Source organism: Ruegeria haliotis (assembly GCF_013377785.1).
GTDB lineage: Bacteria > Pseudomonadota > Alphaproteobacteria > Rhodobacterales > Rhodobacteraceae > Ruegeria > Ruegeria haliotis.
The window spans coordinates 19,099-42,590 of record NZ_JABXWT010000016.1 but is presented as its reverse complement, the minus strand read 5'-3'; the positions used below and the strand labels follow the sequence as shown (position 1 = coordinate 42,590).

Genomic DNA, 23,492 nt, shown 5'->3' with positions numbered 1-23,492 from the left:
TATGAGTGATGTTTCATTTGTCCGCACAGAGATGTTGCCGGAACAAGCTCCGCCAGCTTCCGAAGTCGGATTGATCGGCTGGGTTCGGCACAATCTGTTCTCAGGCTGGTTCAACTCGATCCTGACCGTGATCTCGCTTTATGCGGTTTACTATGTTCTGTCGGGTGTGCTGCCGTGGACGTTCCAATCCGTTTGGAACGCCAATTCACTGACAGAGTGTCGTGAGATCATGATGGCCACCTGGGGTTCTACCCATGGTCATGCTTGCTGGGCCGTCATCAACGACCGCTGGCTGCAGCTGCTGTTCGGCTTCTATCCAAGCCATTTGTACTGGCGCCCGATTCTGTCGCTTGTTCTGTTGCTGGTTGCGCTGGCGCCGGTTCTGTATTCGGATCGTGTGCCGACCAAGATGCTGATCATCACGGGGATCTACCCGTTCCTGATGCCGTTCCTGATGTGGGGTGGTACCATTTGGGGGCCGATGTCGGCAGCGATCGGGTTTGTCCTTGGCTGGTTTGTCTACAACCTTCTCAACAAGCAACTGAGCGAATTGATCGGGATGATAGGTGCCGCAGTGGCCGCGGTGATCTGGTGGCTGATACTGTCGAGCTACTTCGTAGGCGTCATGGACTCGATCCTGCCGATTGGAATCGAAGCGGTGCAAAGCCGTCAGTTCGGTGGCTTCATGCTGGCGATCCTGCTGGGCGTTGTGGCCATCGGTGTATCCCTGCCAATCGGCATCGTTTTGGCGCTGGGCCGCCAGTCCGACTTGCTGATCGTCAAATACATGTGCGTGGGCTTTATCGAGTTCATCCGTGGCGTGCCGCTGATCACCCTATTGTTTGTGGCGTCGCTGCTGCTGAACCTGTTCCTGCCACCCGGTACCAACTTTGACATCATCCTGCGGGTGATGATCATGATGACCCTGTTCTCGGCCGCCTATATGGCCGAAGTGATCCGCGGTGGCCTGGCTGCCCTGCCACGGGGTCAGTACGAAGGTGCCGACAGTCTGGGGCTGAACTACTGGCAGGCCCAGCGATTGATCATCATGCCGCAAGCCCTGAAAATCTCAATTCCGGGCATCGTGAGCACATTCATCGGGATCTTCAAGGATACGGTTCTGGTGTCGATCATCGGGCTGTTCGACGTGCTTGGCCTAGCCAACGCGATCCGCGCCGATACCGCGTGGAATGGCATCTACTGGGAACTGTTCGCCTTCATTGGCGCGCTGTTCTTCGTCGTCTGCTTTTCCATGTCCCGTTATTCCATGTATCTGGAGCGCAAGCTTCAGACTGGCCATCATTAAGGAGTTCAACATATGTCTGAACTTGCTATTGAACGCGAAATCGACCGCTCCAAGATGCAGGTGAGCGACGAAGTCGCCATCGAAATCAACGGAATGAACAAGTGGTACGGCGCTTTCCACGTGCTGCGCGACATCAATCTGACCGTCAATCAAGGCGAGCGGATCGTGATCGCGGGCCCATCGGGCTCGGGCAAATCTACCCTGATCCGTTGCCTGAACGCGCTGGAAGAACACCAGCAGGGCACGATCATGGTGGATGGAACCGAGTTGTCGAATGACCTCAAGAACATCGACAAGATCCGGTCCGAGGTTGGGATGGTGTTTCAGCACTTCAACCTGTTCCCGCACCTGACCATTCTGGAAAACTGCACGCTGGCACCGATCTGGGTCCGTAAAACGCCCCGGAAAGAGGCTGAAGAAACGGCGATGCACTTCCTTGAGAAGGTGAAAATCCCCGAGCAGGCGCTGAAATATCCGGGTCAGTTGTCTGGTGGTCAGCAGCAGCGTGTGGCGATTGCCCGCTCGCTGTGTATGCGCCCGCGGATCATGTTGTTCGACGAACCTACATCGGCATTGGACCCTGAGATGATCAAAGAGGTGCTCGATACCATGATCGAGCTGGCCGAAGAGGGCATGACCATGCTCTGCGTGACCCACGAGATGGGTTTTGCCCGTCAGGTGGCGAACCGGGTGATCTTTATGGATGCCGGTCAGATCGTGGAGCAGAACGAACCGGAAGAGTTCTTCAACAACCCGCAAAGCGAACGGACCAAGTTGTTCCTCAGCCAGATTCTGGGACACTGATCCAAATCCTGAATCACAAGAGAAGGCGGGGTTTTCCCGCCTTTTCTATTCCAGCAGCTCGCGTGGAATGGCAAAGCCCAGAACGTCGCCGCTGTGCCAGACTATGTCCGCCCAATTGTCGATTTCGAACCGGATAATCGTAGTTGCGCCGGTGGGGTAGTCAGGGAACCTCTCATGGTCCGGACGCTGCCGAACGATCTGCGTAGCAAATCCTGCGATCCCGGGATTATGCCCCAACATCATTACAGTTTGCCCAGATGCGCCGGACAGAGCGGTCAGCACCTCGTGAGCCCCAGCCAGATACAGATCGCGCGTGAAGCCAACTATTGTAGCCTGTAACCCCATTCTTTGCCATGTCTCGCGAGTCCGGGCGGATGTGGAACTGATGACCTCATCAGGCAGCCAATTGTTTTTCTTTAGCCACGCGCCGACTGCCGGGGCTGATTTGCGTCCACGTTTGCTCAGTGGTCGATCATGATCGTTCAGAAGCGGGTCATCCCAACTGGATTTCGCGTGACGGGTCAGGATCAGAGTGCGGGTCATGACGGGTGAAACGCTTTCATATGATGTGCCGATTGTTCGGCAAGCCGCCCTGCGCCCTCGCTGAGTGGGCAGGCCAATCGTGCCGCGCACCCACCCGTCATGCAACTTTGTCCTGCGACCGAGTTCAGGTGGCTGTGGCAGGCATCCACGTCGTAAAAACTGTCTGCATTCAACGCTCCAACCGGGCAAGCCAATGTACACGGGGCAGGGCAGGTGACACAGGGAGATTGCTCTGCCGCCTGAGGTATGTCGAATTCGTCTACAAAGTGCAGCGCACCCCTGAACGAAGTTAGCATTCCTACCGCATCATGAACCAAGGCGCCAATGGGGCTGCTGAAGGTGCGTCCAGACTTCAGCGCCCAATCTATGAACGGCGTGTAAGGGGGACCGCCAAAAGGAAAGTATGCCTGCGCCCCAAAATCCTGGGCCATTTGCCCGATAACCCGCGAAGACCATCTGTCGATTGGGTCCCGCTGATGGTCCAACCACTCGGGAGAGGCTTTTAGGGCGGGCCAGAATGCACCGGCGGTGCCCAGCAAGACCAAGGTGCCATTCTCAAGTTGTTTGGCCTGAGAGAGGCGGGGATGCAGCGCCCCCATGATGATCAAGCCTGCCTCTTGCGTGGCCTTCTCGACTCGGGCAAAAAGCACAGGTTCCGTAGCTTCAGAGGCAGGTTCAGGTTGTACTGTCATGCCGCCTCCGCTGTTTGCTTGGTCAGTCTGGCCGGATCAGAGACCCGGCGCCATGTTCGGTGAACAATTCCAGAAGTACCGCATTTGGTGCGCGCCCGTCCAGAATGACAACAGCCCGCACACCGCTGTGCAAAGCGTCCAGAGCGGTTTCCGTCTTTGGAATCATTCCGCCCGCGATTGTACCTTCGCTGGTCATCTCGCGGATCTGGCCTGCCTTCAATTCGGTCACAACATCACCGGCGGCATTTTTTACGCCAGAGACGTCCGTCAGCAGCAGCAGTCGATCCGCTTTCAACGCCGAGGCGATTGCACCGGCGGCGGTATCGCCATTGACGTTAAAGGTTTCACCATTTGCGCCTGCGCCCAGCGGAGCGATCACGGGGATCACGTCATGCGAGAACAGATCGTTCAGGATTTTTGGGTTCATCTCGGATGGGCTGCCGACAAAGCCCAACGAGGAATCGGTCTGCTCGCAAACCATCAGATGCGCATCTTTGCCGGACAACCCGACAGCCATCCCGCCTTGTGCGTTGATCGCCTGCACAATGCGTTTGTTGACGAGGCCGGACAGCACCATTTCGACCACTTCGACCGTTGCCTTGTCGGTTACGCGCTTGCCGTTCACAAATTCGGATTGAATATCCAGCTTGTCCAGCATCGCGTTGATCATCGGCCCACCGCCATGAACAACCACAGGGTTCACGCCAACCTGGCGCATCAGAACCACGTCGCGTGCAAAGCTTTCCATCGCTTCGTCACTGCCCATGGCATGCCCACCCAGCTTGATGACGACAACGGCGCCATCATAGCGTTGTAGATACGGCAACGCGCTGTTCAGAGTGGCGGCGGTTGCGATCCAATCCCGGTTCATATCTTGTGCCTTCATGCCTTAGATCCCTCTGGCGTTCCGTGTTAGGACCTTTGTCCTGTGCTGCCAAGGGTTTGGCTATTCCAAATGCGTAATGATCGAGCGCAGGGTTGAAATACCGTCGCCTTTTTCGGACGAGGTCAGCACGATTTCAGGATATGCGGCAGGGTGTTTGGATAGCGCGGCGCGCACCTGATCCAGCACTTTCGCCCGATCTTTTTCCTTCACCTTGTCCATCTTGGTCATCACGCATTGAAATGTCACGGCGCTGGTGTCCAGCAGCTTCATGATCTCGTCATCGACCGGTTTCACCCCGTGGCGCGAATCGACCAGGACGAAGGCGCGTCGTAGGGTTTGACGGCCGCTCAGATACTTCTTCAGCAGTTTTTGCCATGTCTCAACCACCTTTACGGGCGCATTGGCATAGCCATAACCCGGCAGATCGACCAGATACAGGTCAGGGCCTTGCGTGAAATAGTTGATCTCTTGCGTGCGCCCGGGGGTGTTCGAGGCGCGCGCCAAGCCCTTGGTGCCGGTCAGTGCGTTGATCAGGCTGGACTTGCCCACGTTCGAACGCCCGGCAAAACAGACCTCCATCCGATCGGGGGCCGGCAGGCCGTTCATTGCAACAACACCTTTGACAAACTCGGATTGCCCGGCGAACAGTTTGCGGCCAGCCTCCAGTGCAAAAGCGTCTGGCTCTGCGGCTGGGGGAAATGGGAGTGTATTCATACCACATGTACCTTGTCGCCAATTTTGAATGTGCCGCCGCGGATCACTTCGGCGTACACGCCGAAATCCTGATGGTCCCAGGTACCCAGCGCGCCCAGCGTGTCGGCATCACGCTCACCCGTTTCGGGGTTTGCCGTCGTGGCCCGACAGCGTGTGATACGCTCGCGGATGTGCAGTACTGTGTCGCCAATCTGAACGTCGCGACCCAGCCAGTCGAATTCTGCCCATTCTGGAAAGCCATCGAACCAGACATTGCCGCGCCAGCGGTGAATCGACAGGTCCTGATTCAGTTTCTGTTCAACCGCTTGGTGTGATGCCATGTTACACAGGCTGATCGACGGGTAATCGCTGTCGGTCATACCTCGACCCGGGACGCGAATGATGCGTGCCGAGGCCGCGCGGTCTGAGGGCATCAATGGCTTGACCCAGTCCAAAAAGACGTCTTGCTGCGTGTCCGGATCAAAGCTGATCTCGGGCCGCTGTGGATGGCTGAGCGTTACACCGTCTGTCCCAAGGCGAGCCGACACTGCCATCAGCTGCGGCGCTTTCGCGACCCTACTGAAGTTCGAGCACGGTACCCATTCTGTGCCATCGGCCTTGGATGCTTCGTGCGCAACGGCCCAAACGCGATCCCCGGGCATAGTATGCCCGGGGAGTACTGTGACGACTTCAAGGGCTTCCCGACCATGGCTTTTAATCGGGTGTCGCCAGAGGTTGGTGACTATTCCACTCATTTGTCGCCCGTTTTGGATGCTCGCTTGAAACCGGATTTGATGTTGCCGAACACGTCGGGCTTGTAGCCCTGACTGCGCATGATCAGGTACTGCTGCGTGAACGTGATGGTGTTGTTCGCAATCCAGTAGACCACCAGACCGCTGGCAAAACTTCCCAGCATGAACATGAACACCCACGGCATCCAGGCAAAGATCATTGCCTGCGTGGCGTCAGTTGGTGCCGGGTTCAGCTTTTGCTGCAACCACATCGAGATGCCCAAAAGCAGAGGCAAGATGCCAATCAGAACGGTTGCCATCAATGTACCCGGCTCGGGTCCGGCCCAAGGCATCCAGCCAAAGAAGTTCATGATCGAGGTCGGGTCAGGTGCGCTGAGATCCTGGAACGGACCAAACCAAGGCGCCTGCCGCAATTCGATGGTGACAAAGATCACCTTGTACAGCGAGAAGAAGATCGGGATCTGCATCAGGATTGGCAAACAACCCGCTGCGGGGTTCACCTTTTCCTTCTTATACAGCTCCATCATGCCTTGCTGCACCTTCTGACGATCATCGCCGGCGGCCTCTTTCAGGGCTTCCATCTGCGGCTGCAGTTCCTTCATCTTGGCCATCGAGACGTAGGATTTGTAGGCCAATGGGAACAGGATTGCCTTGATAATCAGAGTCAGGCCGATGATGGACCAACCCATGTTACCGATCAGTGCGTTGATATTGTGCAGCAACCAGAAAATCGGCTTGGTCAGAAAAAAGAACCAGCCCCAGTCGATGCTGTCGATGAATTTCTGCACACCTTCAGACTGGTACTCACGAATGGTCTCCCATTCCTTGGCACCGGCAAACAGGCGAGTAGTGACCTCGGCAGTGTCTCCGGGCGCAACCGTCAGTGTCGGCAGTACGGTTTCAGTCTGGTAGATTTTACGGCGCGCATCATATTTTGCGGCTGCTTTGAACGCCGATCCCGGTTCCGGGATCAGTGTGGTCATCCAGTAATGGTCAGTAAATCCGATCCAGCCGTCTTCCTTGACCTGATAGACTTCGGCCTGTGCTCGCTCGGTTGGGTCAATGTCGAAATCGCGCACGTCGCCATAGTCCACTTCGGCCAGAGTGCCGTCGGCCATACCGATCACACCCTCATGCAGGATGAAGAAGTTCTTCAGGTCCGGCAGGTCCCCGTCTTCGCCGATGCCATGGCGTGCAAGGATGCCATATGGGGCCATGCCGACCTCGGACTGGGTCGCGTTTTCAACCGATTGCGTTACCGAGAACATGAAGTTTTCGTCCACCGAGATGGTACGGCGGAATGTCAGACCATTGTCATTGTCCCATGCCAGTGTAACCGGGGTGTCCACACTCAGCGTCTCGCCCTGTTCAAGCGTCCACAATGTGTTGGGGCCGGGCACGTCAGTGCCAGTCACGCCTGCGCCGGGGGCCCAGCCATAAAGGGCATAGTAAGCCGACTCTGATCCTACTGGGGACAGCAATTCAACGATAGGCGCGCCTTCTTTGATCGAGGTTTTGTAGTCTTTCAGGAACAGCTCATCGATACGACCGCCGGACAAGGATAGGCTGCCTTTCAGGCGTGGCGTGTCGATTTGAACGCGAGGGGCCTGTGCCTCGGGCAAAGTTTCCTCGGCTGCGGCGGTTGCCTCACCAACTGTGCCCGTTCCGGATGCGTTGGGCGTCTGAACTTCACCGCTTTCTGTTGTGCTGATCTCGGTCTGCTCGGATACCGGGGCTTGTTCCGGCGGAGGGAACAGCACGAACCACACAAGGATCACGAGAAAGCTGAGCGCGGTTGCGAGGATGAGATTCTTGTTCTGATCGTCCATCTGGGACAGCCACCTTGAGCAGGGAAAGACACCCGCAGGGTTCAACAGAGTGCAGGCACAAAGGTCAAGCGGAATCGCCCGCTATTTCGCCAAGAAAGGGCTTTGATCCGTGTAAATCTTAGACTTTCAGCCAGTCTGCCGTCCAATTTTCGGGACCCTGTTGATCTTGTTTCGGTAAGCCGCAATCCAATCCAGAGTTTTTTCAAAGGGCATTGGCTTGCCGATGCCGAACCCCTGAACGTGATCACACCCCAACTGAGCCATCAGCGCATGCTCTCCGGGTGTCTCCACCCCTTCGGCCAGCGTCTCAACTTTCAACTGCTCTGCCATAGTGAGAATGGCGCTGGCCAATTGCTGCTGGCTGGGGTCCTGATCCGCCTTGGCAACAAAGGATCGGTCGATCTTAATCCGCGAGACATTGAAGCGTTTGATCGATGCGATTGACGCGTGACCGGTTCCGAAATCATCAAGATCGATACAGCATCCCAGCGCGGCCAGCCCGGTGACGTTGCGTGTTATGACATCATCAGGCCGTCTGGAAAACACAGTTTCCAGAACTTCGACTGCCAAACGGTCCGGGGTCACGTCAAACTGATCCAGCTCCCATTTCAGCCGATCAATCAGACCGGGGTCGCGCAATTCGTCCGAAGAAAAGTTCACGCCGATCCGGGGCACAACCACCCCGGCGCGGTCCCAGTCGCGCATCGCAGTAAACGAATGGTGTCGCATTGTCTGACCAAGACGTTCCATCAACTCGGCCTGTTCCGCAAAGGGCAGAAACAGGTGCGGACCAAGCACACCCTTCTGCGGGTGCTCCCACCGCGCAAGCGCCTCAAAACCCGTTACGCGCCCTGTATCCGTTGATATCTGAGGCTGAAACCAGGGTCGTATTTCGCCACTGTCCAGCGCGGCCTCAAAATCTTTGCGCAGGTTGGTCCGAATACGTGACCTGCGGCGGGATTCCGTTGAATAGGCCCGAATCGTAGAGGGGCCATTTCGCTGTGCCTCAACCAGCGCGCCAGTGGCGGCGTCGCTCCAACCCGCAGCGGTGTCATCAGACACGTTTTTGTGCAGGCAAAACCCGACGGAACAGGACATGTACACGCCCGTTCCGTTCAAGATAATAGGGTGTTCGACAAGCGACTGAACCCGCCCGGACATCTGGATGCATGCCTCCAGATCCAACTGTCGCGCAGGACGCAGGCCGATCAGCATTTTGTTCCCGCCGATCCGTGTGGCGATATCGGTGCCGCGGATCATGGACAGAACGCGGGCGCAGAACTGTTCGGCGACGTGGTTTGCCGCCGCTTGCCCGTGGAGATCCAGCAGGTCGTTATAGTCGTCCAGTGCCACTGCCATGCAAGCCGAGTCCTCGCCACTGCGATTGGTGGCATCGAAAATCGCGCCAAGTTCCATGTCGAACTGATCATTCGCCAGAAGGCCACCTGATAGGCGTTGCCGACGCCCATCACTTGCAGGTCTGTCCCTCAACACGCCGACACCTGCCAGCACCAGTGGGAAACCCAGAGCAGTCGCAATCAGCGCCCGTTCACCCCCGACCCAGAATGCGCCGAGGCTGAGCGCTGGGATAAAGGCCAACGCAGACGGGGCGTTCAGCGCCACAGCAAGTGAACGGATCAAACGGTCAAAGGAAAGAAGGTTCCGCATCGGTTTTTAGCCTTGGGCATAGATCGCACGGTGCCAACCGTAGGAAACCAATCTGAGTCAGTCGTTAACGCAACCGAGGAATTTCGTCCGAATTTTCGTCTTTTTCTTCGGGTTTCAGCGAAAGATTAGCAAAATCAAACAGTTTTGGATCCAATAGATGCGAGGGTCGCGCGTTGGTCAACGCACGAAACATAACCTGACGCCGCCCCGGCGCGTTCTTTTCCCACTGGTCGAGAATCTGTTTGACCTGTTGGCGTTGCAATCCGTCCTGACTGCCGCACAGGTCGCAGGGAATAATGGGATACCGCATCGAATTGGCGAATTTTTCGCAATCGACTTCGGCTACATGGGCCAGTGGGCGATAGACAAACAGGTCACCTTCTTCGTTCACCAGTTTGGGAGGCATAGTTGCCAGTCGCCCGCCATGGAAGAGGTTCATGAAGAACGTCTCGAGGATGTCGTCCCTGTGATGTCCCAGAACGACGGCAGAGCACCCCTCTTCGCGCGCGATCCGATACAGATTGCCGCGGCGCAGGCGCGAGCACAGCGCGCAAAAGGTCCGACCCTGTGGCACCTTGTCCATGACGATGGAATATGTGTCCTGATATTCGATCCTATGCGGCACGCCCATCCGCTCCAGAAACTCGGGCAGGACTGTGGCGGGGAATCCGGGCTGTCCCTGGTCCAAGTTACAAGCCAGCAGATCCACAGGCAGTAAGCCACGCCACCTCAACTCGTAAAGAACAGCCAGCAGAGTGTAGCTGTCCTTGCCACCCGACAGGCAGACCAGCCAACGGGGCGGTTTGCCATCCTTGTCATGGGCGGCCGAGTCGACCATTCCGTAATGGTCGATAGCTTCACGGGTTTGGCGCACGATGCGTTTGCGCAGCTTCTTGAACTCGGTGGTCGAGGGCGCGCCGGCAAACAGCGGATGGATATCGTCTGTATTATCAAACATGGGCGAGCCCCTACAGCAGTTGGCGCAACCGGGCAAGTGCAGCGACTAGCCCGACAAACGGCCGAGCAGAGTATCCGTGTCTAGCCCTGAGACTGATCCCGGAATTCGTCCGCTGTCACCCTGAATGCGCGTGGCCACGTAGCCGTCGGCGACCTCGCCGGGTGTATGGCGTATCAGTAACGAAGCCGTCAGCAGCATTGCCGTTCGTTCTGCAAACCAACGCGCTTCCCCTTCGGGCGGTGAGGCTGGCCATCGCGCGCGGTGATCCCGCAGGGCAGCGTCATAGGTCCGGTCCACGCCAAGGGCAGCGTCGAACTCGGCCTGCAGAACCTCAGCGGCCAACGGATCGCGTGCAAGGCTGCGCACAATATCCAGACAGATCACGTTGCCTGACCCTTCCCAAATACCGTTCAGGGGCGCTTCGCGGTAGAGCAGGGGCAGCGGGGTGTCTTCAACGTATCCCATGCCGCCCAGCACCTCCATTGCCTCAACCACAACGACGGGACAGCGTTTGTTGGCCAGAAACTTGGCCAATGCGACGCCGATCCGGGCAAAGGCGCGTTCTTTAGGTGCCTCACTGTCAAAGGCCCGCGCTACACGCATGCCGAGCGTCGTTGCGCCTTCCCAATCCAGTACGAGATCTGACAAAACCGCACGCATAAGCGGTTGGTCGATCAGGCGCCGCTGAAAGGCGCTGCGGTGGCTGACCCAATGATGTGCTTCACTCAGGGCGGCGCGCATGAGGCCCGCAGGCGCCATGGCTGTATCGAGCCGCGTGTGGTGCACCATTTCAATGATGGTCTGCACGCCAGCGCCCTCATCCCCTAATTGATAGGCCAGCGCGTCGTGGAATTCGACTTCAGCCGAGGCGTTGGATCTGTTGCCCAGCTTGTCCTTAAGCCGCATCAGGTGGATCGCGTTGCGTTCCCCCTCGAGCCACCGGGGCAGAAGAAAACAGGTCAACCCGCCGGGCGCCTGCGCCAGCGTCAGGAACCCGTCTGACATCGGGGCTGAACAAAACCACTTGTGCCCGCGCAGGCGCCAGTGATCGCCGTCGCGTGTGGCCATAGTTGTATTGGCACGGACATCGGACCCGCCCTGTTTTTCGGTCATGGCCATGCCCAGCGTCGCGCTATGTTTGTCAGCGATTGGCTTGGTCGCTGGATCATAGGCGTGTGCCATGAGTTTTGGGCGCCAGACCGAGGCAATTTCATTGTTTGCTGCAAGTGCGGGTATCGCCGCATAAGTCATCGTCAGCGGGCAGCAGTGTCCCGGTTCGACCTGGCTGGCCAGATAGACCATCCCCGCGTGGGTCGCATGTCCGCCCGGTTGCCCGTCCCAGGCCAGCGCAGCGTACCCGGCGGTTTGGCTGATCTGCATCATCTGGTGATAGGCGGGATGAAAGCAGGCTTCGTCCAGGCGCCTGCCGCCTTGATCAAACAGCCTGATTTCGGGCGGATGGCGGTTCGCCGCGCGCCCGATCTCACGCGTTTCCATGCGCCCGAGTATTTCTCCGTACGCGGCCAAAGGCTCGGTGCGCCCTTCGGCAGTCCTGACCGCGTTGCGCAACACTGGATCTGACGCCCAGAGATCGCACTCTCCACGCAAAGGTGGCTGGTTTTGAACCTCATGGGTCGGAAGGGAATGGCGCGCTTCGGATGTCATGGGAACCTCGGACACTGTTGGTCCAAGTGTTCAGAGGAGATCCCGCCGGGTCAAGTCTGACGGCGGGTCAGTGGACAGGCGGTCAGTCTTCTTTGTGCTCCGGGACAGGGTCATATCCATCACCGCCCCAAGGATGACACCGACCGATCCGGCGCGCTGCAAGCCATGCGCCCTTGATCGCACCGTGTTTTTCTAAGGCTTCCAGCGCATAGGCTGAGCATGTAGGCTGATAGCGGCAATTGAAGCCGACCCAAGGGCTGAAGATCAACCGGTACGCCCGTACGGGCAGGGCGACGACGTGGGAAAGAAAAGTCATTTTCCCGAGCTGTTCAGTTTGCGCAGCGCATACCGCAGATCATCCAAAAGCGCATCGAAGGGGCGGCTCGCGGTAACGTCTGCGCGCCCGATTAACACGTAATCCCAGCCGTCGCGTCCTTGGGTGGGCAAAACAGCGCGCGCGGCCTCGCGCAACCGGCGTTTGGCGCGGTTACGGGCCACGGCATTGCCGACCTTTTTGGAACACGTGAAGCCAACGCGAATCCCGTCTGCTTCGTCAGCTGCGCGCTTGCGGGCTTGTACCATCATTGAAGATGTACCCTGTCTGCGCGCGCGGGCGGCTTTCAGGAAATCGGATCGGTTCTTGAGAATGATCAGAGTTTCAGGCGCGCAAACGGACGCCGCCGGGGGCATATCCCCGGGCTGGTTCTTACCATCCACGAGGGGCCTCCGGCGGCGTCATGTTCATAACCTGTTCGGTGAGCGGTTTACGCGCTCAGCGATTTGCGACCGCGGGCGCGGCGCGAGTTCAGGATCTTGCGGCCGGCCTTGGTGGCCATGCGCGCGCGGAAACCGTGGCGGCGTTTGCGAACCAGGTTCGAAGGCTGATAGGTGCGTTTCATCGCTCCGTCTCCATTCTATATCGGTCGGGTGCAGCGCGGATTCGCCTGCCCGTGGTGTTCGAAGCCCGTCCTCTACTGCCAAGCGGGGGGTAAGTCAAACCCCAAGGTCCGGGTTTTCGCGGCTTTTGCAACAATTCTGTAACCCGGACGGTCGAAAGGTTTCAAAACTGGGATTTGACACGGAAATCCCTCACATTCCCTGCCACAAAGATCAAGGCCCCGTGAACCCTCTGTTGCTTGGGCCGCAGGCGGCGCATGTTATGAGCAGAATGAAACAGACAAAGCCGGACAGCCAGATGAGCGAAACGACCCAAGTGCCGCGCAGCGGATTTGCGCGCCATATTCCATTGCTTGTGATTCTTGCCGTCGCAGTGATCGGTTTCTTTACCCTTGGCGACTACCTGACGTTTGAGACCTTGCGGGACAATCGCGAGGCCTTGTTGGCATGGCGGGATGCGAATTATTGGGCAATGGTCGCTGCTTTTGTGGCAATTTACATCGTTATCGTCGCGTTTTCGCTGCCGGGTGCCGCTGTTGCGTCGATGACCGGCGGATTCCTGTTTGGTCTGTTTGCCGGGACAGTGTTCAACGTATTCGCGGCCACAATCGGTGCGTCGGCCATCTTTCTGGCAGCGCGCTGGGGTTTGGGAAAGTCGCTGACCGCGCGGCTGGAATCATCCGAAGGAACGATCAAAAAGCTCAAAGACAGCCTGCGTGAAAACGAGATTTCAGTGCTGTTCCTGCTGCGCCTCGTACCTGTCGTGCCGTTCTTTGTCGCCAACCTTGTGCCCGCTTTGGTGGGTGTAAAATTTCGGAACTTTTTGCTCACAACTGCGCTGGGCATCATTCCCGGCGGCATTGTCTACACCTGGATCGGTGTTGGGCTGGGTGGCGTGTTTGATCGTGGCGAGACCCCGGATGTCTCGTTGCTATCGGAGCCGTTCGTGATCGGGCCGATCATCGGCCTGTGTGTGCTGGCGGCCTTGCCAATCGTGATCAAAGCCCTGCGCGGCAAAAAGGACGCCTGATTCATGAAGGAACTGAAAACGGATATCCTGGTGATCGGGGCCGGGTCGGGCGGCTTGTCTGTTGCCGCCGGGGCGAGCCAGATGGGCGCGGATGTGATTCTGCTGGAAGGCCATAAAATGGGTGGCGATTGCCTGAATTTCGGCTGCGTACCGTCAAAGGCTCTGATCGCCAGCGGAAAGGCGGCTTTTAATCAGGCGCATTCGGCTGTCTTTGGAGTTGCGGATGTGGCGCCACAGGTGAGCTATGCCGCCGCCAAAGATCATGTCCAAAACGTCATCGCGCAAATCGAACCGATGGACAGCCAGGACCGGTTCGAAGGGTTCGGAGTGAAGGTGATCCGCGAGTACGGGACCTTTCTGTCACCGACGCAGGTACAGGCAGGCGATCATGTGATTACCGCCCGGCGGGTCGTCATTGCCACCGGGTCTTCTCCGCTGGTGCCGCCGATTCCGGGGTTGAACAAGGTTCCGTTCTACACCAACGAGACCATTTTTGATCTGCGCGACAAGCCAGCTCATCTGCTGATCATTGGTGGCGGGCCTATTGGCGTGGAAATGGCGCAAGCCCACGTGCGACTGGGCAGCAAAGTGACCGTGATCGAAGGAATGCAGGCGCTGGGCAAGGACGACCCGGGAGCGGCAGCCGTGGTGCTGGAAAGTTTGCGCGCCGAGGGCGTGGCCATTCATGAGCAGGCGATGGTTGCCCAGATACGACGAAAAGATGACGTCATCGAAGTCGTCACCGAGAACGGCGATATCCATGCCGGGTCTCATCTGCTGCTGGCGGCAGGACGCAAGGCCAATATCGAGCGCCTGAATCTTGAAGCCGCAGGAATTGACCGCATCAGAACGGGCATCAAGACAGACGAGTCGTTGCGCACGACGAATCGTAGGGTCTATGCGATCGGTGATGTTGCGGGCGGGATGCAGTTCACTCATGTGGCTGGATACCACGCAGGCATCATCATCCGGTCTGCGCTGTTTGGTCTGCCGTCGAAAGCTAAGACCGCGCATATCCCATGGGCGACTTATACGGATCCCGAATTGGCGCAGGTTGGTGTGACCGAAGAGCAAGCGCGCGAACAGCACGGAGACAAGGTCGAAATCGTCCGGTTCGACTATCATCACAATGACCGCGCCATATCCGAAAGAAAAACAAAAGGGTTCATAAAGGTCATGGTCGTAAAAGGTCGACCTGTGGGGGCCACAATCGTGGGGCATCAGGCCGGTGAACTGATCAACTTGTGGTCACTGGCATTGGCCAATAACCTAAAGATGGGTCAGATCGCCGCGATGGTATCGCCCTATCCGACGATCGGAGAGCTTAACAAACGCGTGGCGGGGGCCTATTTCTCGCCAAGGCTGTTTGAGAATCAGACGGTTAAACGAGTGGTCAGGTTCGTCCAACGCTGGATCCCCTGACCGGGAAAGGAGCGCAATTTGAACTCGCTGTCGGGCCGTTTCCTGATTTTGACGACGGTCTTCGTGATGTTGGCCGAGATTTTGATCTTTGTCCCGTCCATAGCGCGGTTCCGCGAAGATTTCCTGTTAAATCGGCTTGAGCGCGCCCAGATCGCGTCTCTGGCGTTGCTGGCCGATGATATGCTGGCCGAGGATCTCGAGGCCGAGTTGCTGGCAAACGCCGGCGTCTACAACGTCGTTCTGCGCCGGGACGAGGTTCGCCAATTAATGCTGTCTTCACCAATCCCCGGGCAAATTGCTAAGACCTATGACCTTCGGGATGCCAGTCCGTGGGTTTTGATCCGCGACGCAATGATCCGGTTTTTTACCGTCGAAAACGAAGTCATCCGCGTGATGGGCGAACCGGTCAAAGGGGCAGGGCTGCTGATTGAGGTCACGATCGACAGTGCACCATTACGCATGGCGATGACGGACTATGGATTGCGCATTCTGGGTCTGTCTTTTGTGATTTCCATCATCACTGCTTTCTTCTTGTTTCTGGCAGTGCGTGTGGTTCTGGTACGCCCTATCAAGAGTGTTGTCGGGTATATGCAGCGCTATGCCAGTGCGCCGGAAGATGCGCGTGGCATCATCTCGCCAAATTCCAAGGTGACCGAACTGCGTGAGGCTGAAGAGGCTCTGAAGATGTTGCAAACGGATCTGACCCAAGCACTCAAACAACGCGAGCGGTTGGCTCAGTTGGGCGGGGCGGTGGCCAAGGTCAGCCACGATCTGCGCAACATTCTGACATCCGCTCAGCTGTTTACGGATCGGATCGATGCCAGTGACGATCCGCTTGTACGGCGGATGGCGCCAAAACTGGTCAATTCGATTACGCGGGCTGTCTCGCTTTGCGAAAGTACACTGGCCTTTGGCCGTGCCGAAGAACCAGCACCGACGTTAACCATGGTGCGCTTGCAAGACGTGGTAGCAGACGTTGCGGCCAGCGAACAGCTTGCGGTCGCAGATGCGTGCGTTGAAATCGTGAACGAAGTGCCGGACGATCTGGTGGCCCGCGCCGATCCCGAGCAGCTGTTCCGGGTCATCATGAACCTTGTGCGCAACGCAAGACAGGCCTTGGTTGCCTCTGGCAAGCCGGGCCAGATTACCATCGCCGGTTGCGAATATGAAAACAATTGGTGTCTCGAAATCCGCGATACTGGCCCCGGCCTACCACCCAAGGCGCGCGAGAATCTGTTTACGCCGTTCCAAGGTGGTGTACGTAAGGGTGGATCGGGTCTGGGGCTCGCGATTTCCCAGGAATTGGTGCGGGGCCACGGTGGTGACCTGGTTTTGAAAGAGACCGGACCCGAGGGAACGACCTTTGAAATAAGGCTTCCACGTGGGGACGTGACTTTTTGAGAAAATTTTTGAAGAATCGACTTGCGCGTCCCTCGCACCGGGTCTAAACACCGCCTCACCAACGCGGACCGATAGCTCAGCTGGATAGAGTACTTGACTACGAATCAAGGGGTCGGGGGTTCGAATCCTCCTCGGTCCGCCACTAATTCAATTTGTTGAACGTCACACGAACCTGACCCAACCGTCACAGTTGGACCAGAAATGCAGTGAACGTTCGACATCAGAAGGCGCCCCCAACGTTGAACATCATTTGAATTTGACCTTTGCGTCATCAACTAACGCGCCGCCCCAATTTTTTTGCTCCCGCAGGCAGTTTGGTTTGTTCTGACTTCCCTTTCGGAAAATCAGAGCTGATTTGTAGGTCAGACAGCGAAGCTGCCTGTTCCTGCTAATCTGCCACGTGGCGAACGCGGGAGGGGGCGAGGCAACGCTATTCGACAGGGGTGGTGCGGCCCGCAGGCAAAGCCGAGGACACGGCCCTGTCTAAAAGGGTTGCCCGAGGGGGAGGGCCGCGCCCTCACCCTGACGGCCAGTGGCGTTTGGCTTGTCCAAATCCGCTGGCCCACCAAAGGAAGGTGATGGGAAAGAGGGCTTGCCGCTATTGCGATTGAACCCTTCTGTCAAACTTCAAAAAGTAATAGTGGCCACCTAGCCGCCATTCGCTGCGGTTGCGGCACTAGGCCTCAGCGACGGCGGCAATGCACAGGAAGCGGACTTTTAATCTAAGATGCATTGTTTTGGAGCCTTGGACAGTAGCTATGCGGACAAAGTGACCATACGCTCTGCCTTCACCAATGACTGCTGATCGTCAATCTTAATGTTGATCAGGGTTGGCTATGAGATCAATTCGCAGTTGAGCCAAGGTTGTCTCAGTAAGGGCCAAGACTTCAAGTTTATCTCACTTCGACCTTATCACTGAACCAAATATGGCTTGCACTGGTCAGTATCGTATGGCCGTTCCAACCAGGGCCGGACGCGCTTTCCACTGGCAAATTTCCAAAGTCATCAAATAGTATTTGTTTGTTAATAATGACTGTTCTTATCATGCCAATTGTGTCGGTTTCCGCAGTGATCTCGTATGAAACAACCAACGCTTTAGCCCAACTAGAGGGACCAGAAAACGGGATATTGATACCGTCCGAAGCGGATATTTCTTCAACAGTTTCGACGATATCGGCGCAAACGTCACGAATTAGCACATTGCTTGCTACAGCTTGCAGTTCGCCACGGGTAGGCGTGTAATACAATTCAAAACTACACAGATTTTGAACCTCGCATCTCTTTCTAACTAGATGGAACTGATCAATTTGCGCCAGTGAATATGAAACTTGACCAGACCGATCATCCGGATGGACATGCCCCTTCTCACAGGAAACAGGCTTTGGCAGGTTGTCTGACAACGCTTCTGTTGCGAACACAAAAACCAAAGCAATGCTGCAGACAAATAGTTCAATCCTTATGATCGCCATTACTCGCTCCAAGAAATATCTTTAACGGATACAGAACCTAGTTCGATTGAAGTTAGATACACAGTTCTGATTTTTCATCTAGATGCAAGCACCGAGAAAGCGCCTAAACCAGACATTCAATCGCCGAGTCGCGTCGGCAAACTGGGCTCAGACTGGTCATCTGACGGTTTCAGTAGGTCATAGGGTCGGTTCAGTCTGCATCAAGGTCGGCTGAGCGGGACGATCCGGACTTTCGCTGCGGCTGCGCCAATGTCTGCATTGAATAGGAGTATTGTCGACCGAGCAACTTTCGATGCTAACTATCTTCCACAGTTTCCGCCAGCAGCACCGCGACGAAGCGAGTCTCATCAAATGCACCAAGCGTAATCGCAATGATTGATGTCAGCGGCACAGCGAGGATTGCACCGGCAAGACCCCAAAGAGCGCTGAACACGGACAGACTGAGTAGAATGATCAGCGGGGACATGTTGAGTTGTTTGCCGATCAGACGCGGTTCAAGGTAGTTGCCGACCCAAAGCTGTGCGGCCAGTAACGACGCCAAAACGAGTGCGGTGGTTTGCAATGAACCGAATTGTGCGATGCTAAGGGCAACCGGTAGGGCGACGCCGAGCATTGAGCCGACGTAAGGAATGTAGTTCAACAACGCGATCAGAATGGCCCAGAAAAGCGCAAAATCGACCCCAAGCACCAGAAGGATCACATACGACATGACGCCGAGGATCAGGTTGATGCTCGTTTTGGTGCCCAGGTAGTTTGCAATTTGGTTGTTGATTTCCGCTACTACCGCGAGAATTTTCTGGGCCTGCGCTTCAGTTGTGGCCGCAGCGTATATCTTCCCGACAAACCGCCCTCGTTCACTGAGAAGAAAGAAAGCGTAGATCAAGATCAGGAAGAGTGTACCACCGGCTGATGTAAGAGACGACAAGAGCGATAGAACCGCAGCCCTGACATCTAACTGCCCGAAAGTTGCTTCGTAAATTTGGCCCCAATCAACAGGGCCACTACGGCCCAGCAAGGAGAATGTCTCCTGAACGAGGGTTTCGACATTCGCCTGATAATCGGGCAACCGTGCCAACAACTCTTGTCCTGTCGACACGATCACCCCGAAAAAGACGACAAGAATGATGGCAAAGATCACCAGGGTCATGAGGCGCAGAGACCAGACCGGACACCATCGCAATCCTGGGACTTTGGAGAGCCTGTTTGCCGTGTGCGCAATCACATAGGCCATTATTGCAGCAAAGAAGATTGGTACAATGATGCCCTTTGCGACGACAAAAACGGAGCCTAACAGGACTGCCAGGAGCGCCGCGCAAGTGAGTTTGACGAGAGTGTTGGATTGCATGAATTAAACTCGTGTCATGTGACTCATCTCGAGCAAGGGGTTTTGCTCGTCATCCAGAAACTGGCAGGTGCCGTGATGCGTGAAGAACACCACAAGTTCACTGTTCGCTGTGATCTTGTCGAAGGTGCCGTTTTCTTCGCGAACATAGTCGCCCCGCTGAAACACACTACCATCAGCGAACTTGCCATGGCCGCGCACAACAAAGACTTCGCACAGGTCTTTGTGCTCTCGCACTGGCAGGCACGCCCCCGCCTCAATCCGCATCACTGCTGACCAGATCGGGGTGTCCTCCTTTATGTTCATCGGCTTGAGGCCAACGCCCGGAAGTTCCTTGATCGATCTATAGGGTCGGTTTTCGGTTGGCACCATGAAATTTGTTGCAACGGTCATCTTAGGCCTTCTTTCCTTTGAAAATGCTCCAGACGGTGATGAAGAAGAAACGTTTGATCGCCCAGCGGAGCGGGCTCATTTCCATTTGGGACTTCATGTATTTTGCGTCGCTGACATAAAGCGTGTCTCCGGATGGCTTTGTAAAAACGCCCGGGCCATAGCTGGTCATGTAGAGCACGATATCGTCTTCAGCATGCACCGGGCTGTGAACCGCGTCTATTGGTTCGTAAGCATAGGTTCCGGGTTCAAAGTCACCCGCTTCCTTGTGGGTGCCCTGTCCCTCAATGATGTAGAATTCGGACGCGCCAACATGCTTGTGGGGCGGAAGCGTGCTTCCTGCATGCATGTGAATCTTGACCGTCCAAACGCCGGATTTTTCATCGGCATGGAAGATCTGCATCTCGATCCCGGGGGCCAGTGGCGTCCAAGGCGTTTCTCGATTTCTGCGAATGATCGGTGCGTTCATTGGGTCGTGTCCTGTTCAGGCCGGAATGTGGTCACCAGCAGGGGTATGACCCCGCTGGCACCGGTTCTCAATTTGTGGTCAGCCCTGCAAAGGCGCGTTGTTAATGGCGCTGACGTCTTCCATGATATCGAAGATGTGGTTGGACGTGACGGTGATCCCGATCGCCTCAAGCCGCTTCACGTGCATGGCCTTGTAAGTCTCAAGGTATTCGCGGTTGCGGAACAGATACGTCGAGCCGTAGTGGGTCGTTCCCTCCTCGACAGTCCAGATCTTCCAGATGATGCCGGGCTCTTCTGCGATGCTTTCAGCCAGTTGTTTTGTTCCAGCCAAAAACTCTTCGGTGACAGGGCCGTCATAATGCAAATGCAGGTCCCAGATTTTCATTGTACTCATGGTTAGGTTTCCTTTGATTGAAGTTAGTTAATGCACATGAATTCAGGTGTTTTTTCTCAGTTGCAGAAAGCTCAGCACGGCTAGCAGGGCAAAGAAGATAGGATCAGACCAGCCAAAGCCGGTGAAAATCCCGGTAATACAGGCATAAAGCGTGATGACTACGCCAAGCACGTTGGTCCAGATCAGGCCTTTCAGGATGGTACGTACTGTCTCGCTTCCGTCGTCCGCATTGCGGAACAAAAAACTGATGATCCCGATCCCGCCAAGGAAGATCGAATTGTGCTGCGACAGAAACACCGCGTACTGATCGTTTAGCTGCAGGCCGTAATTGGGCCACAGGATTGCCGGAGCAAAGAACAGTGCCAGTGCAAAGAACATGTAGATCACACCATGGGCTGTCAGGAAGGTCTTATTGGTCATGTTTTGCCTTTCTTGGTTGCGGCAGTTTCTTGCGGAGCTGGTTGAGTGTTGAGATTGTCGAGCGTTTGTCCTGAGCGCTGATGCTCTGGAAAATCTGGTCCAGAGCGCGGTTGTGGATCGGTAGGAATTCAGCAACCTTTTCGCGCCCGGCGAGGGTCAGGCGAACAACGCGCGCTCGCTTGTCTTTCTCATCAACTGATTTCTCGACCCATCCTGCGTCGATCAGGTTGCGGACCACAACATCCAGGCTTCCTGATGTAGAAAGGGTGAAGTGCATCAGATCATTGATCGACAGCGCACCCTTGTGGCTCAGCGTTTCCAATGCATCCCATTGCGGTGCCGTCAGCCCACCTTCACGAAACACCGGTCCCATCGCACGCATAAACAATTGCTGACTACGAAGCAGTGCAAGCACGAGGGCCTGGTTCTGTCTGTCTTGATTCTCACGTGTCATACGATAGATATATCTCTAACTAGAGACAATTTCAAGAGTGTCTTAGAGTGTAGACATTCGTGCACTGCGCAGCATTTGGAACTTTTGAGCCCAACCTGCACCTTGGATTCATTCGCTGCGCGCGCTCGCAGCAGGAAAAGTTCTGTGCCTGCTCAGTTTTCGGTTCCGCGGTGCGGCTGGTAAACCGGCCGTTCAGGTTTATCGCAGCAAAGATCTGGCGGCTAAGGATCAAGTCGCGCAACAGAAGCCGACATTTGGGAATTACCAGCCAATGTCTGCCTTAGCTAACTATGGGACAAGTACGCTTGGCGATTAAAGCGGTGCTTTCTTTCGAGAATAGGAAACATGTGATCCTATCCGTCCAACTTTTCGCCCGGGCAGGGCATGTGATGCGGCTATCATCCAGTATAGTTATTGGTGAATTCTCCTCATCATATCTGCCGTTTTATTGAATTTTCAACACAAGCTATCTGCGCTCTAATATTCTCGTTGAGGTGCACAGATGGTCAGACGGATACGAAAGCAACGTGAGGCGGCAGACGGCATTCATCTAGATGCGTCACCTGTATTCCACGTTGGTGGTGATTTGCGCCCGCTGTCCTCGCCCGAATTGTCAACCATTGTAGCCCATGCTTTTGATATCCTCTCAACAGTGGGCATGGTGGGGCTGCCAAAGGTGGCAACTCAGCGTGCATTGGAATCAGGGGCGTGGCACCGCGCAGATGGGCGGTTGTGTTTCTCGAAAAACATGATCCGAAACGCGTTGGAACGGGCGCCTCGCCATGTCACATTGCCGGGTTTCACACCTGACAGGGATTTGCAGATCGGAGGCCGCCGTGTTCACATCGGCACCGGCGGAGCGGCTGTTCAGGTGCTCAATGCCGCGACCGGGGACTATCAGGACAGTCAGCTCAGCGACTTATACGACCTGATGCGTGTGTTGGATGCGTCGTCGAATATCCACTATGGAGTGCGCCCTGTCGTGGCCCGCGATATTAGTGATCCCCTAGAGCTCGACGTCAACACTGCGTTTGCTTGCCTTAAGGCGACCACAAAGCCAATTGGCATCAGCTTTTGCGACCCAGACCATATCGATCCGATTGTTGAAATGTTTGACATCGCACTTGGTTATCAGGGCGCCTTCCGTGACAGACCGTTCTGCATGGCTGTCATTGTCCATGTGGTCCCGCCTCTAACCTATGCGGCTGAGGGCATAGTGATGCTAGAGAAAGCTGTGCGGGCAGGCATGGTCCCACAGATATGCTCGGCAGGACAAGCAGGTGCGACCAGTCCGGTCACTTTGGCAGGGGCGTTAGCGCAGGGGTTAGCCGAATGCCTCGCAGGGATGGTGGTGGTTGAAAACATTCAAAGAAGTGCGCCCTGCATTTACGCCCTGATGCCGTTCATTTCTGATCTGCGTACAGGTGCGATGAGTGGTGGCAGCGGAGAGGCTGCGATTGCAAATGCCGCCGCAGCCCAGCTCCTGTCACATGTCGGTCTACCTTCAACCGTCTCGGCGGGAATGACGGATTCCAAACTTGTCGATGCGCAGGCGGGTTATGAAAAAGGCTACACTGTCGCACTGGCCGGACATGCTGGGGCGGATATGATCAACCTCTCTGTTGGGATGCTCGGGTCCATCATGGTGGCCAGCCCCGAGGCGATGGTGATTGATGACGACATGTGTGGTGCCATCCTGCGATCCATCAGAGGCATCGAAGTGAGTAAGGCCACGCTTGATCTGGAAGCTGTCGAACGGGTGGTCACCCATGATGGGCATTATTTGGGTGAAAGCGAAACGCTGAACCGCATGAAGTCTGACTATCACTACCCCGCTCTTGCTGATCGCCAGAGTGTCAGTGATTGGGTTGATGCGGGCAGCCTCTCGATCTGGGAGCAAGCCCGCAGCCGCGTACCGGAAATCCTTGCCGCCCCACCGCCCACACACCTAAGCGCTGATGCAGAGGCACGTATCCGCGCAAAATTTCCTATTCGCCTGAAGCCATGAC

The 23,492-nt window shown here is 56.2% G+C and carries 24 protein-coding genes, 1 tRNA gene and 1 pseudogene; 7 read left to right on the top strand and 19 right to left on the bottom strand.

Annotated features, from left to right (window positions below; translation table 11 throughout):
- The first annotated feature begins 1 nt into the window (after position 1).
- Both HW561_RS19375 and HW561_RS19370 read left to right on the top strand, forming a co-directional pair.
- Positions 2–1,306 (top strand): amino acid ABC transporter permease, encoded by a 1,305-nt coding sequence (locus HW561_RS19375; protein WP_176867022.1) that lies wholly within the window; start codon positions 2–4, stop codon positions 1,304–1,306.
- 12 nt (positions 1,307–1,318) lie between these two features.
- Positions 1,319–2,110, top strand: coding sequence for an amino acid ABC transporter ATP-binding protein (locus HW561_RS19370; protein ID WP_328803308.1), 792 nt, complete (start codon positions 1,319–1,321; stop codon positions 2,108–2,110).
- Positions 2,111–2,155: 45 nt separating this feature from the next.
- On the opposite strand, the gene HW561_RS19365 is transcribed toward HW561_RS19370, so the two are convergent.
- The 12 genes and pseudogenes from HW561_RS19365 to rpmH form a co-directional block, all read right to left on the bottom strand.
- Positions 2,156–2,653, bottom strand: coding sequence for a SixA phosphatase family protein (locus HW561_RS19365; protein WP_176867021.1), 498 nt, complete (start codon positions 2,651–2,653; stop codon positions 2,156–2,158).
- Complete coding sequence (locus HW561_RS19360; protein ID WP_211198701.1) at positions 2,650–3,345, bottom strand: ferredoxin; 696 nt, start codon at positions 3,343–3,345, stop codon at positions 2,650–2,652. Before HW561_RS19360 ends, HW561_RS19365 begins: the two co-directional genes overlap by 4 nt.
- A 22-nt stretch (positions 3,346–3,367) precedes the next feature.
- Positions 3,368–4,231 (bottom strand): acetylglutamate kinase, encoded by an 864-nt coding sequence (gene argB / locus HW561_RS19355; RefSeq protein ID WP_176867020.1) that lies wholly within the window; start codon positions 4,229–4,231, stop codon positions 3,368–3,370.
- A 60-nt stretch (positions 4,232–4,291) separates the two neighbouring features.
- Positions 4,292–4,945, bottom strand: coding sequence for a ribosome biogenesis GTP-binding protein YihA/YsxC (gene yihA, locus HW561_RS19350; protein ID WP_176867019.1), 654 nt, complete (start codon positions 4,943–4,945; stop codon positions 4,292–4,294).
- A complete protein-coding gene (locus HW561_RS19345) occupies positions 4,942–5,679 on the bottom strand; it encodes an MOSC domain-containing protein (RefSeq protein WP_176867018.1) in 738 nt (245 codons plus the stop codon). The genes yihA and HW561_RS19345 overlap by 4 nt, the downstream gene beginning before the upstream one ends.
- The gene (gene yidC, locus HW561_RS19340) at positions 5,676–7,505 is read right to left on the bottom strand and encodes a membrane protein insertase YidC (RefSeq protein ID WP_176867017.1); all 1,830 of its coding nucleotides are present in this window, start codon (positions 7,503–7,505) and stop codon (positions 5,676–5,678) included. The genes HW561_RS19345 and yidC overlap by 4 nt, the downstream gene beginning before the upstream one ends.
- A gap of 126 nt (positions 7,506–7,631) precedes the next feature.
- Complete coding sequence (locus HW561_RS19335; protein ID WP_176867016.1) at positions 7,632–9,173, bottom strand: GGDEF domain-containing phosphodiesterase; 1,542 nt, start codon at positions 9,171–9,173, stop codon at positions 7,632–7,634.
- 64 nt (positions 9,174–9,237) lie between these two features.
- Positions 9,238–10,131 (bottom strand): tRNA 2-thiocytidine(32) synthetase TtcA, encoded by an 894-nt coding sequence (ttcA, locus tag HW561_RS19330; RefSeq protein WP_176867015.1) that lies wholly within the window; start codon positions 10,129–10,131, stop codon positions 9,238–9,240.
- 45 nt (positions 10,132–10,176) lie between these two features.
- Positions 10,177–11,796: an acyl-CoA dehydrogenase family protein gene (locus tag HW561_RS19325; protein WP_176867014.1), complete on the bottom strand. Its 1,620-nt coding sequence runs from the start codon at positions 11,794–11,796 to the stop codon at positions 10,177–10,179.
- 82 nt (positions 11,797–11,878) lie between these two features.
- Positions 11,879–12,112, bottom strand: coding sequence for a membrane protein insertion efficiency factor YidD (gene yidD, locus HW561_RS19320; RefSeq protein ID WP_176867013.1), 234 nt, complete (start codon positions 12,110–12,112; stop codon positions 11,879–11,881).
- Positions 12,109–12,535: pseudogene (rnpA, locus tag HW561_RS19315) on the bottom strand (ribonuclease P protein component). Before rnpA ends, yidD begins: the two are co-directional and overlap by 4 nt.
- A 25-nt stretch (positions 12,536–12,560) precedes the next feature.
- Positions 12,561–12,695, bottom strand: coding sequence for a 50S ribosomal protein L34 (gene rpmH, locus HW561_RS19310; RefSeq protein ID WP_005632162.1), 135 nt, complete (start codon positions 12,693–12,695; stop codon positions 12,561–12,563).
- 296 nt (positions 12,696–12,991) lie between these two features.
- On the opposite strand from rpmH, the gene HW561_RS19305 reads away from it, so the two are divergent.
- The 4 genes from HW561_RS19305 to HW561_RS19290 all read left to right on the top strand — a co-directional run bounded on the left by HW561_RS19305 (position 12,992) and on the right by HW561_RS19290 (position 16,688).
- A complete protein-coding gene (locus HW561_RS19305; RefSeq protein ID WP_176867012.1) occupies positions 12,992–13,723 on the top strand; it encodes a TVP38/TMEM64 family protein in 732 nt (243 codons plus the stop codon).
- 3 nt (positions 13,724–13,726) lie between these two features.
- Positions 13,727–15,145, top strand: coding sequence for a dihydrolipoyl dehydrogenase family protein (locus HW561_RS19300; protein ID WP_176867011.1), 1,419 nt, complete (start codon positions 13,727–13,729; stop codon positions 15,143–15,145).
- 18 nt (positions 15,146–15,163) lie between these two features.
- Positions 15,164–16,546, top strand: coding sequence for an ATP-binding protein (locus HW561_RS19295; RefSeq protein ID WP_235962992.1), 1,383 nt, complete (start codon positions 15,164–15,166; stop codon positions 16,544–16,546).
- Positions 16,547–16,611: 65 nt separating this feature from the next.
- Positions 16,612–16,688, top strand: a tRNA-Arg gene (locus HW561_RS19290).
- 751 nt (positions 16,689–17,439) lie between these two features.
- On the opposite strand, the gene HW561_RS19285 is transcribed toward HW561_RS19290, so the two are convergent.
- From HW561_RS19285 to HW561_RS19255, 7 genes are all read right to left on the bottom strand, one after another.
- Positions 17,440–18,015, bottom strand: coding sequence for a hypothetical protein (locus tag HW561_RS19285; protein WP_176867010.1), 576 nt, complete (start codon positions 18,013–18,015; stop codon positions 17,440–17,442).
- 295 nt (positions 18,016–18,310) lie between these two features.
- A complete protein-coding gene (locus HW561_RS19280) occupies positions 18,311–19,360 on the bottom strand; it encodes an AI-2E family transporter (protein ID WP_176867009.1) in 1,050 nt (349 codons plus the stop codon).
- A 3-nt stretch (positions 19,361–19,363) separates the two neighbouring features.
- Positions 19,364–19,750: a cupin domain-containing protein gene (locus HW561_RS19275; RefSeq protein WP_176867008.1), complete on the bottom strand. Its 387-nt coding sequence runs from the start codon at positions 19,748–19,750 to the stop codon at positions 19,364–19,366.
- Position 19,751: 1 nt separating this feature from the next.
- Positions 19,752–20,216 carry a cupin domain-containing protein gene (locus HW561_RS19270; RefSeq protein ID WP_176867007.1) on the bottom strand — a complete coding sequence of 155 codons (465 nt, stop codon included), beginning with the start codon at positions 20,214–20,216 and terminating at the stop codon, positions 19,752–19,754.
- A gap of 78 nt (positions 20,217–20,294) precedes the next feature.
- A complete protein-coding gene (locus tag HW561_RS19265; protein WP_176867006.1) occupies positions 20,295–20,609 on the bottom strand; it encodes a monooxygenase in 315 nt (104 codons plus the stop codon).
- A 42-nt stretch (positions 20,610–20,651) separates the two neighbouring features.
- Entirely contained in the window at positions 20,652–21,029 is a 378-nt protein-coding gene (locus tag HW561_RS19260; RefSeq protein ID WP_176867005.1) for a hypothetical protein, read from the bottom strand.
- A complete protein-coding gene (locus HW561_RS19255; RefSeq protein ID WP_176867004.1) occupies positions 21,019–21,411 on the bottom strand; it encodes a MarR family winged helix-turn-helix transcriptional regulator in 393 nt (130 codons plus the stop codon). Before HW561_RS19255 ends, HW561_RS19260 begins: the two co-directional genes overlap by 11 nt.
- Before the next feature lie 574 nt (positions 21,412–21,985).
- Between HW561_RS19255 and HW561_RS19250 the strand changes: the two genes are divergently transcribed.
- On the top strand, positions 21,986–23,491 hold the full coding sequence (locus tag HW561_RS19250; protein ID WP_176867003.1) for a trimethylamine methyltransferase family protein: 1,506 nt from the start codon (positions 21,986–21,988) through the stop codon (positions 23,489–23,491).
- The last annotated feature ends 1 nt before the right edge of the window (position 23,492 follow it).

Excerpts from the sequence above, each read along its gene's own strand:
- HW561_RS19275 (WP_176867008.1), bottom strand. The coding sequence starts at position 19,750 with ATGACCGTTGCAACAAATTTCATGGTGCCAACCGAAAACCGACCCTAT.
- HW561_RS19300 (WP_176867011.1), top strand. The coding sequence starts at position 13,727 with ATGAAGGAACTGAAAACGGATATCCTGGTGATCGGGGCCGGGTCGGGC.
- rpmH (WP_005632162.1), bottom strand. The coding sequence starts at position 12,695 with ATGAAACGCACCTATCAGCCTTCGAACCTGGTTCGCAAACGCCGCCAC.
- HW561_RS19325 (WP_176867014.1), bottom strand. The coding sequence starts at position 11,796 with ATGACATCCGAAGCGCGCCATTCCCTTCCGACCCATGAGGTTCAAAAC.
- HW561_RS19285 (WP_176867010.1), bottom strand. The coding sequence starts at position 18,015 with ATGGCGATCATAAGGATTGAACTATTTGTCTGCAGCATTGCTTTGGTT.
- HW561_RS19305 (WP_176867012.1), top strand. The coding sequence starts at position 12,992 with ATGAGCGAAACGACCCAAGTGCCGCGCAGCGGATTTGCGCGCCATATT.
- HW561_RS19255 (WP_176867004.1), bottom strand. The coding sequence starts at position 21,411 with ATGCGTGCGATGGGACCGGTGTTTCGTGAAGGTGGGCTGACGGCACCG.
- ttcA (WP_176867015.1), bottom strand. The coding sequence starts at position 10,131 with ATGTTTGATAATACAGACGATATCCATCCGCTGTTTGCCGGCGCGCCC.
- argB (WP_176867020.1), bottom strand. The coding sequence starts at position 4,231 with ATGAAGGCACAAGATATGAACCGGGATTGGATCGCAACCGCCGCCACT.
- HW561_RS19370 (WP_328803308.1), top strand. The coding sequence starts at position 1,319 with ATGTCTGAACTTGCTATTGAACGCGAAATCGACCGCTCCAAGATGCAG.
- HW561_RS19345 (WP_176867018.1), bottom strand. The coding sequence starts at position 5,679 with ATGAGTGGAATAGTCACCAACCTCTGGCGACACCCGATTAAAAGCCAT.
- HW561_RS19375 (WP_176867022.1), top strand. The coding sequence starts at position 2 with ATGAGTGATGTTTCATTTGTCCGCACAGAGATGTTGCCGGAACAAGCT.
- HW561_RS19265 (WP_176867006.1), bottom strand. The coding sequence starts at position 20,609 with ATGAGTACAATGAAAATCTGGGACCTGCATTTGCATTATGACGGCCCT.
- HW561_RS19280 (WP_176867009.1), bottom strand. The coding sequence starts at position 19,360 with ATGCAATCCAACACTCTCGTCAAACTCACTTGCGCGGCGCTCCTGGCA.
- yidD (WP_176867013.1), bottom strand. The coding sequence starts at position 12,112 with ATGACTTTTCTTTCCCACGTCGTCGCCCTGCCCGTACGGGCGTACCGG.
- HW561_RS19335 (WP_176867016.1), bottom strand. The coding sequence starts at position 9,173 with ATGCGGAACCTTCTTTCCTTTGACCGTTTGATCCGTTCACTTGCTGTG.
- HW561_RS19250 (WP_176867003.1), top strand. The coding sequence starts at position 21,986 with ATGGTCAGACGGATACGAAAGCAACGTGAGGCGGCAGACGGCATTCAT.
- yidC (WP_176867017.1), bottom strand. The coding sequence starts at position 7,505 with ATGGACGATCAGAACAAGAATCTCATCCTCGCAACCGCGCTCAGCTTT.
- HW561_RS19260 (WP_176867005.1), bottom strand. The coding sequence starts at position 21,029 with ATGACCAATAAGACCTTCCTGACAGCCCATGGTGTGATCTACATGTTC.
- HW561_RS19360 (WP_211198701.1), bottom strand. The coding sequence starts at position 3,345 with ATGACAGTACAACCTGAACCTGCCTCTGAAGCTACGGAACCTGTGCTT.
- HW561_RS19365 (WP_176867021.1), bottom strand. The coding sequence starts at position 2,653 with ATGACCCGCACTCTGATCCTGACCCGTCACGCGAAATCCAGTTGGGAT.
- HW561_RS19270 (WP_176867007.1), bottom strand. The coding sequence starts at position 20,216 with ATGAACGCACCGATCATTCGCAGAAATCGAGAAACGCCTTGGACGCCA.
- yihA (WP_176867019.1), bottom strand. The coding sequence starts at position 4,945 with ATGAATACACTCCCATTTCCCCCAGCCGCAGAGCCAGACGCTTTTGCA.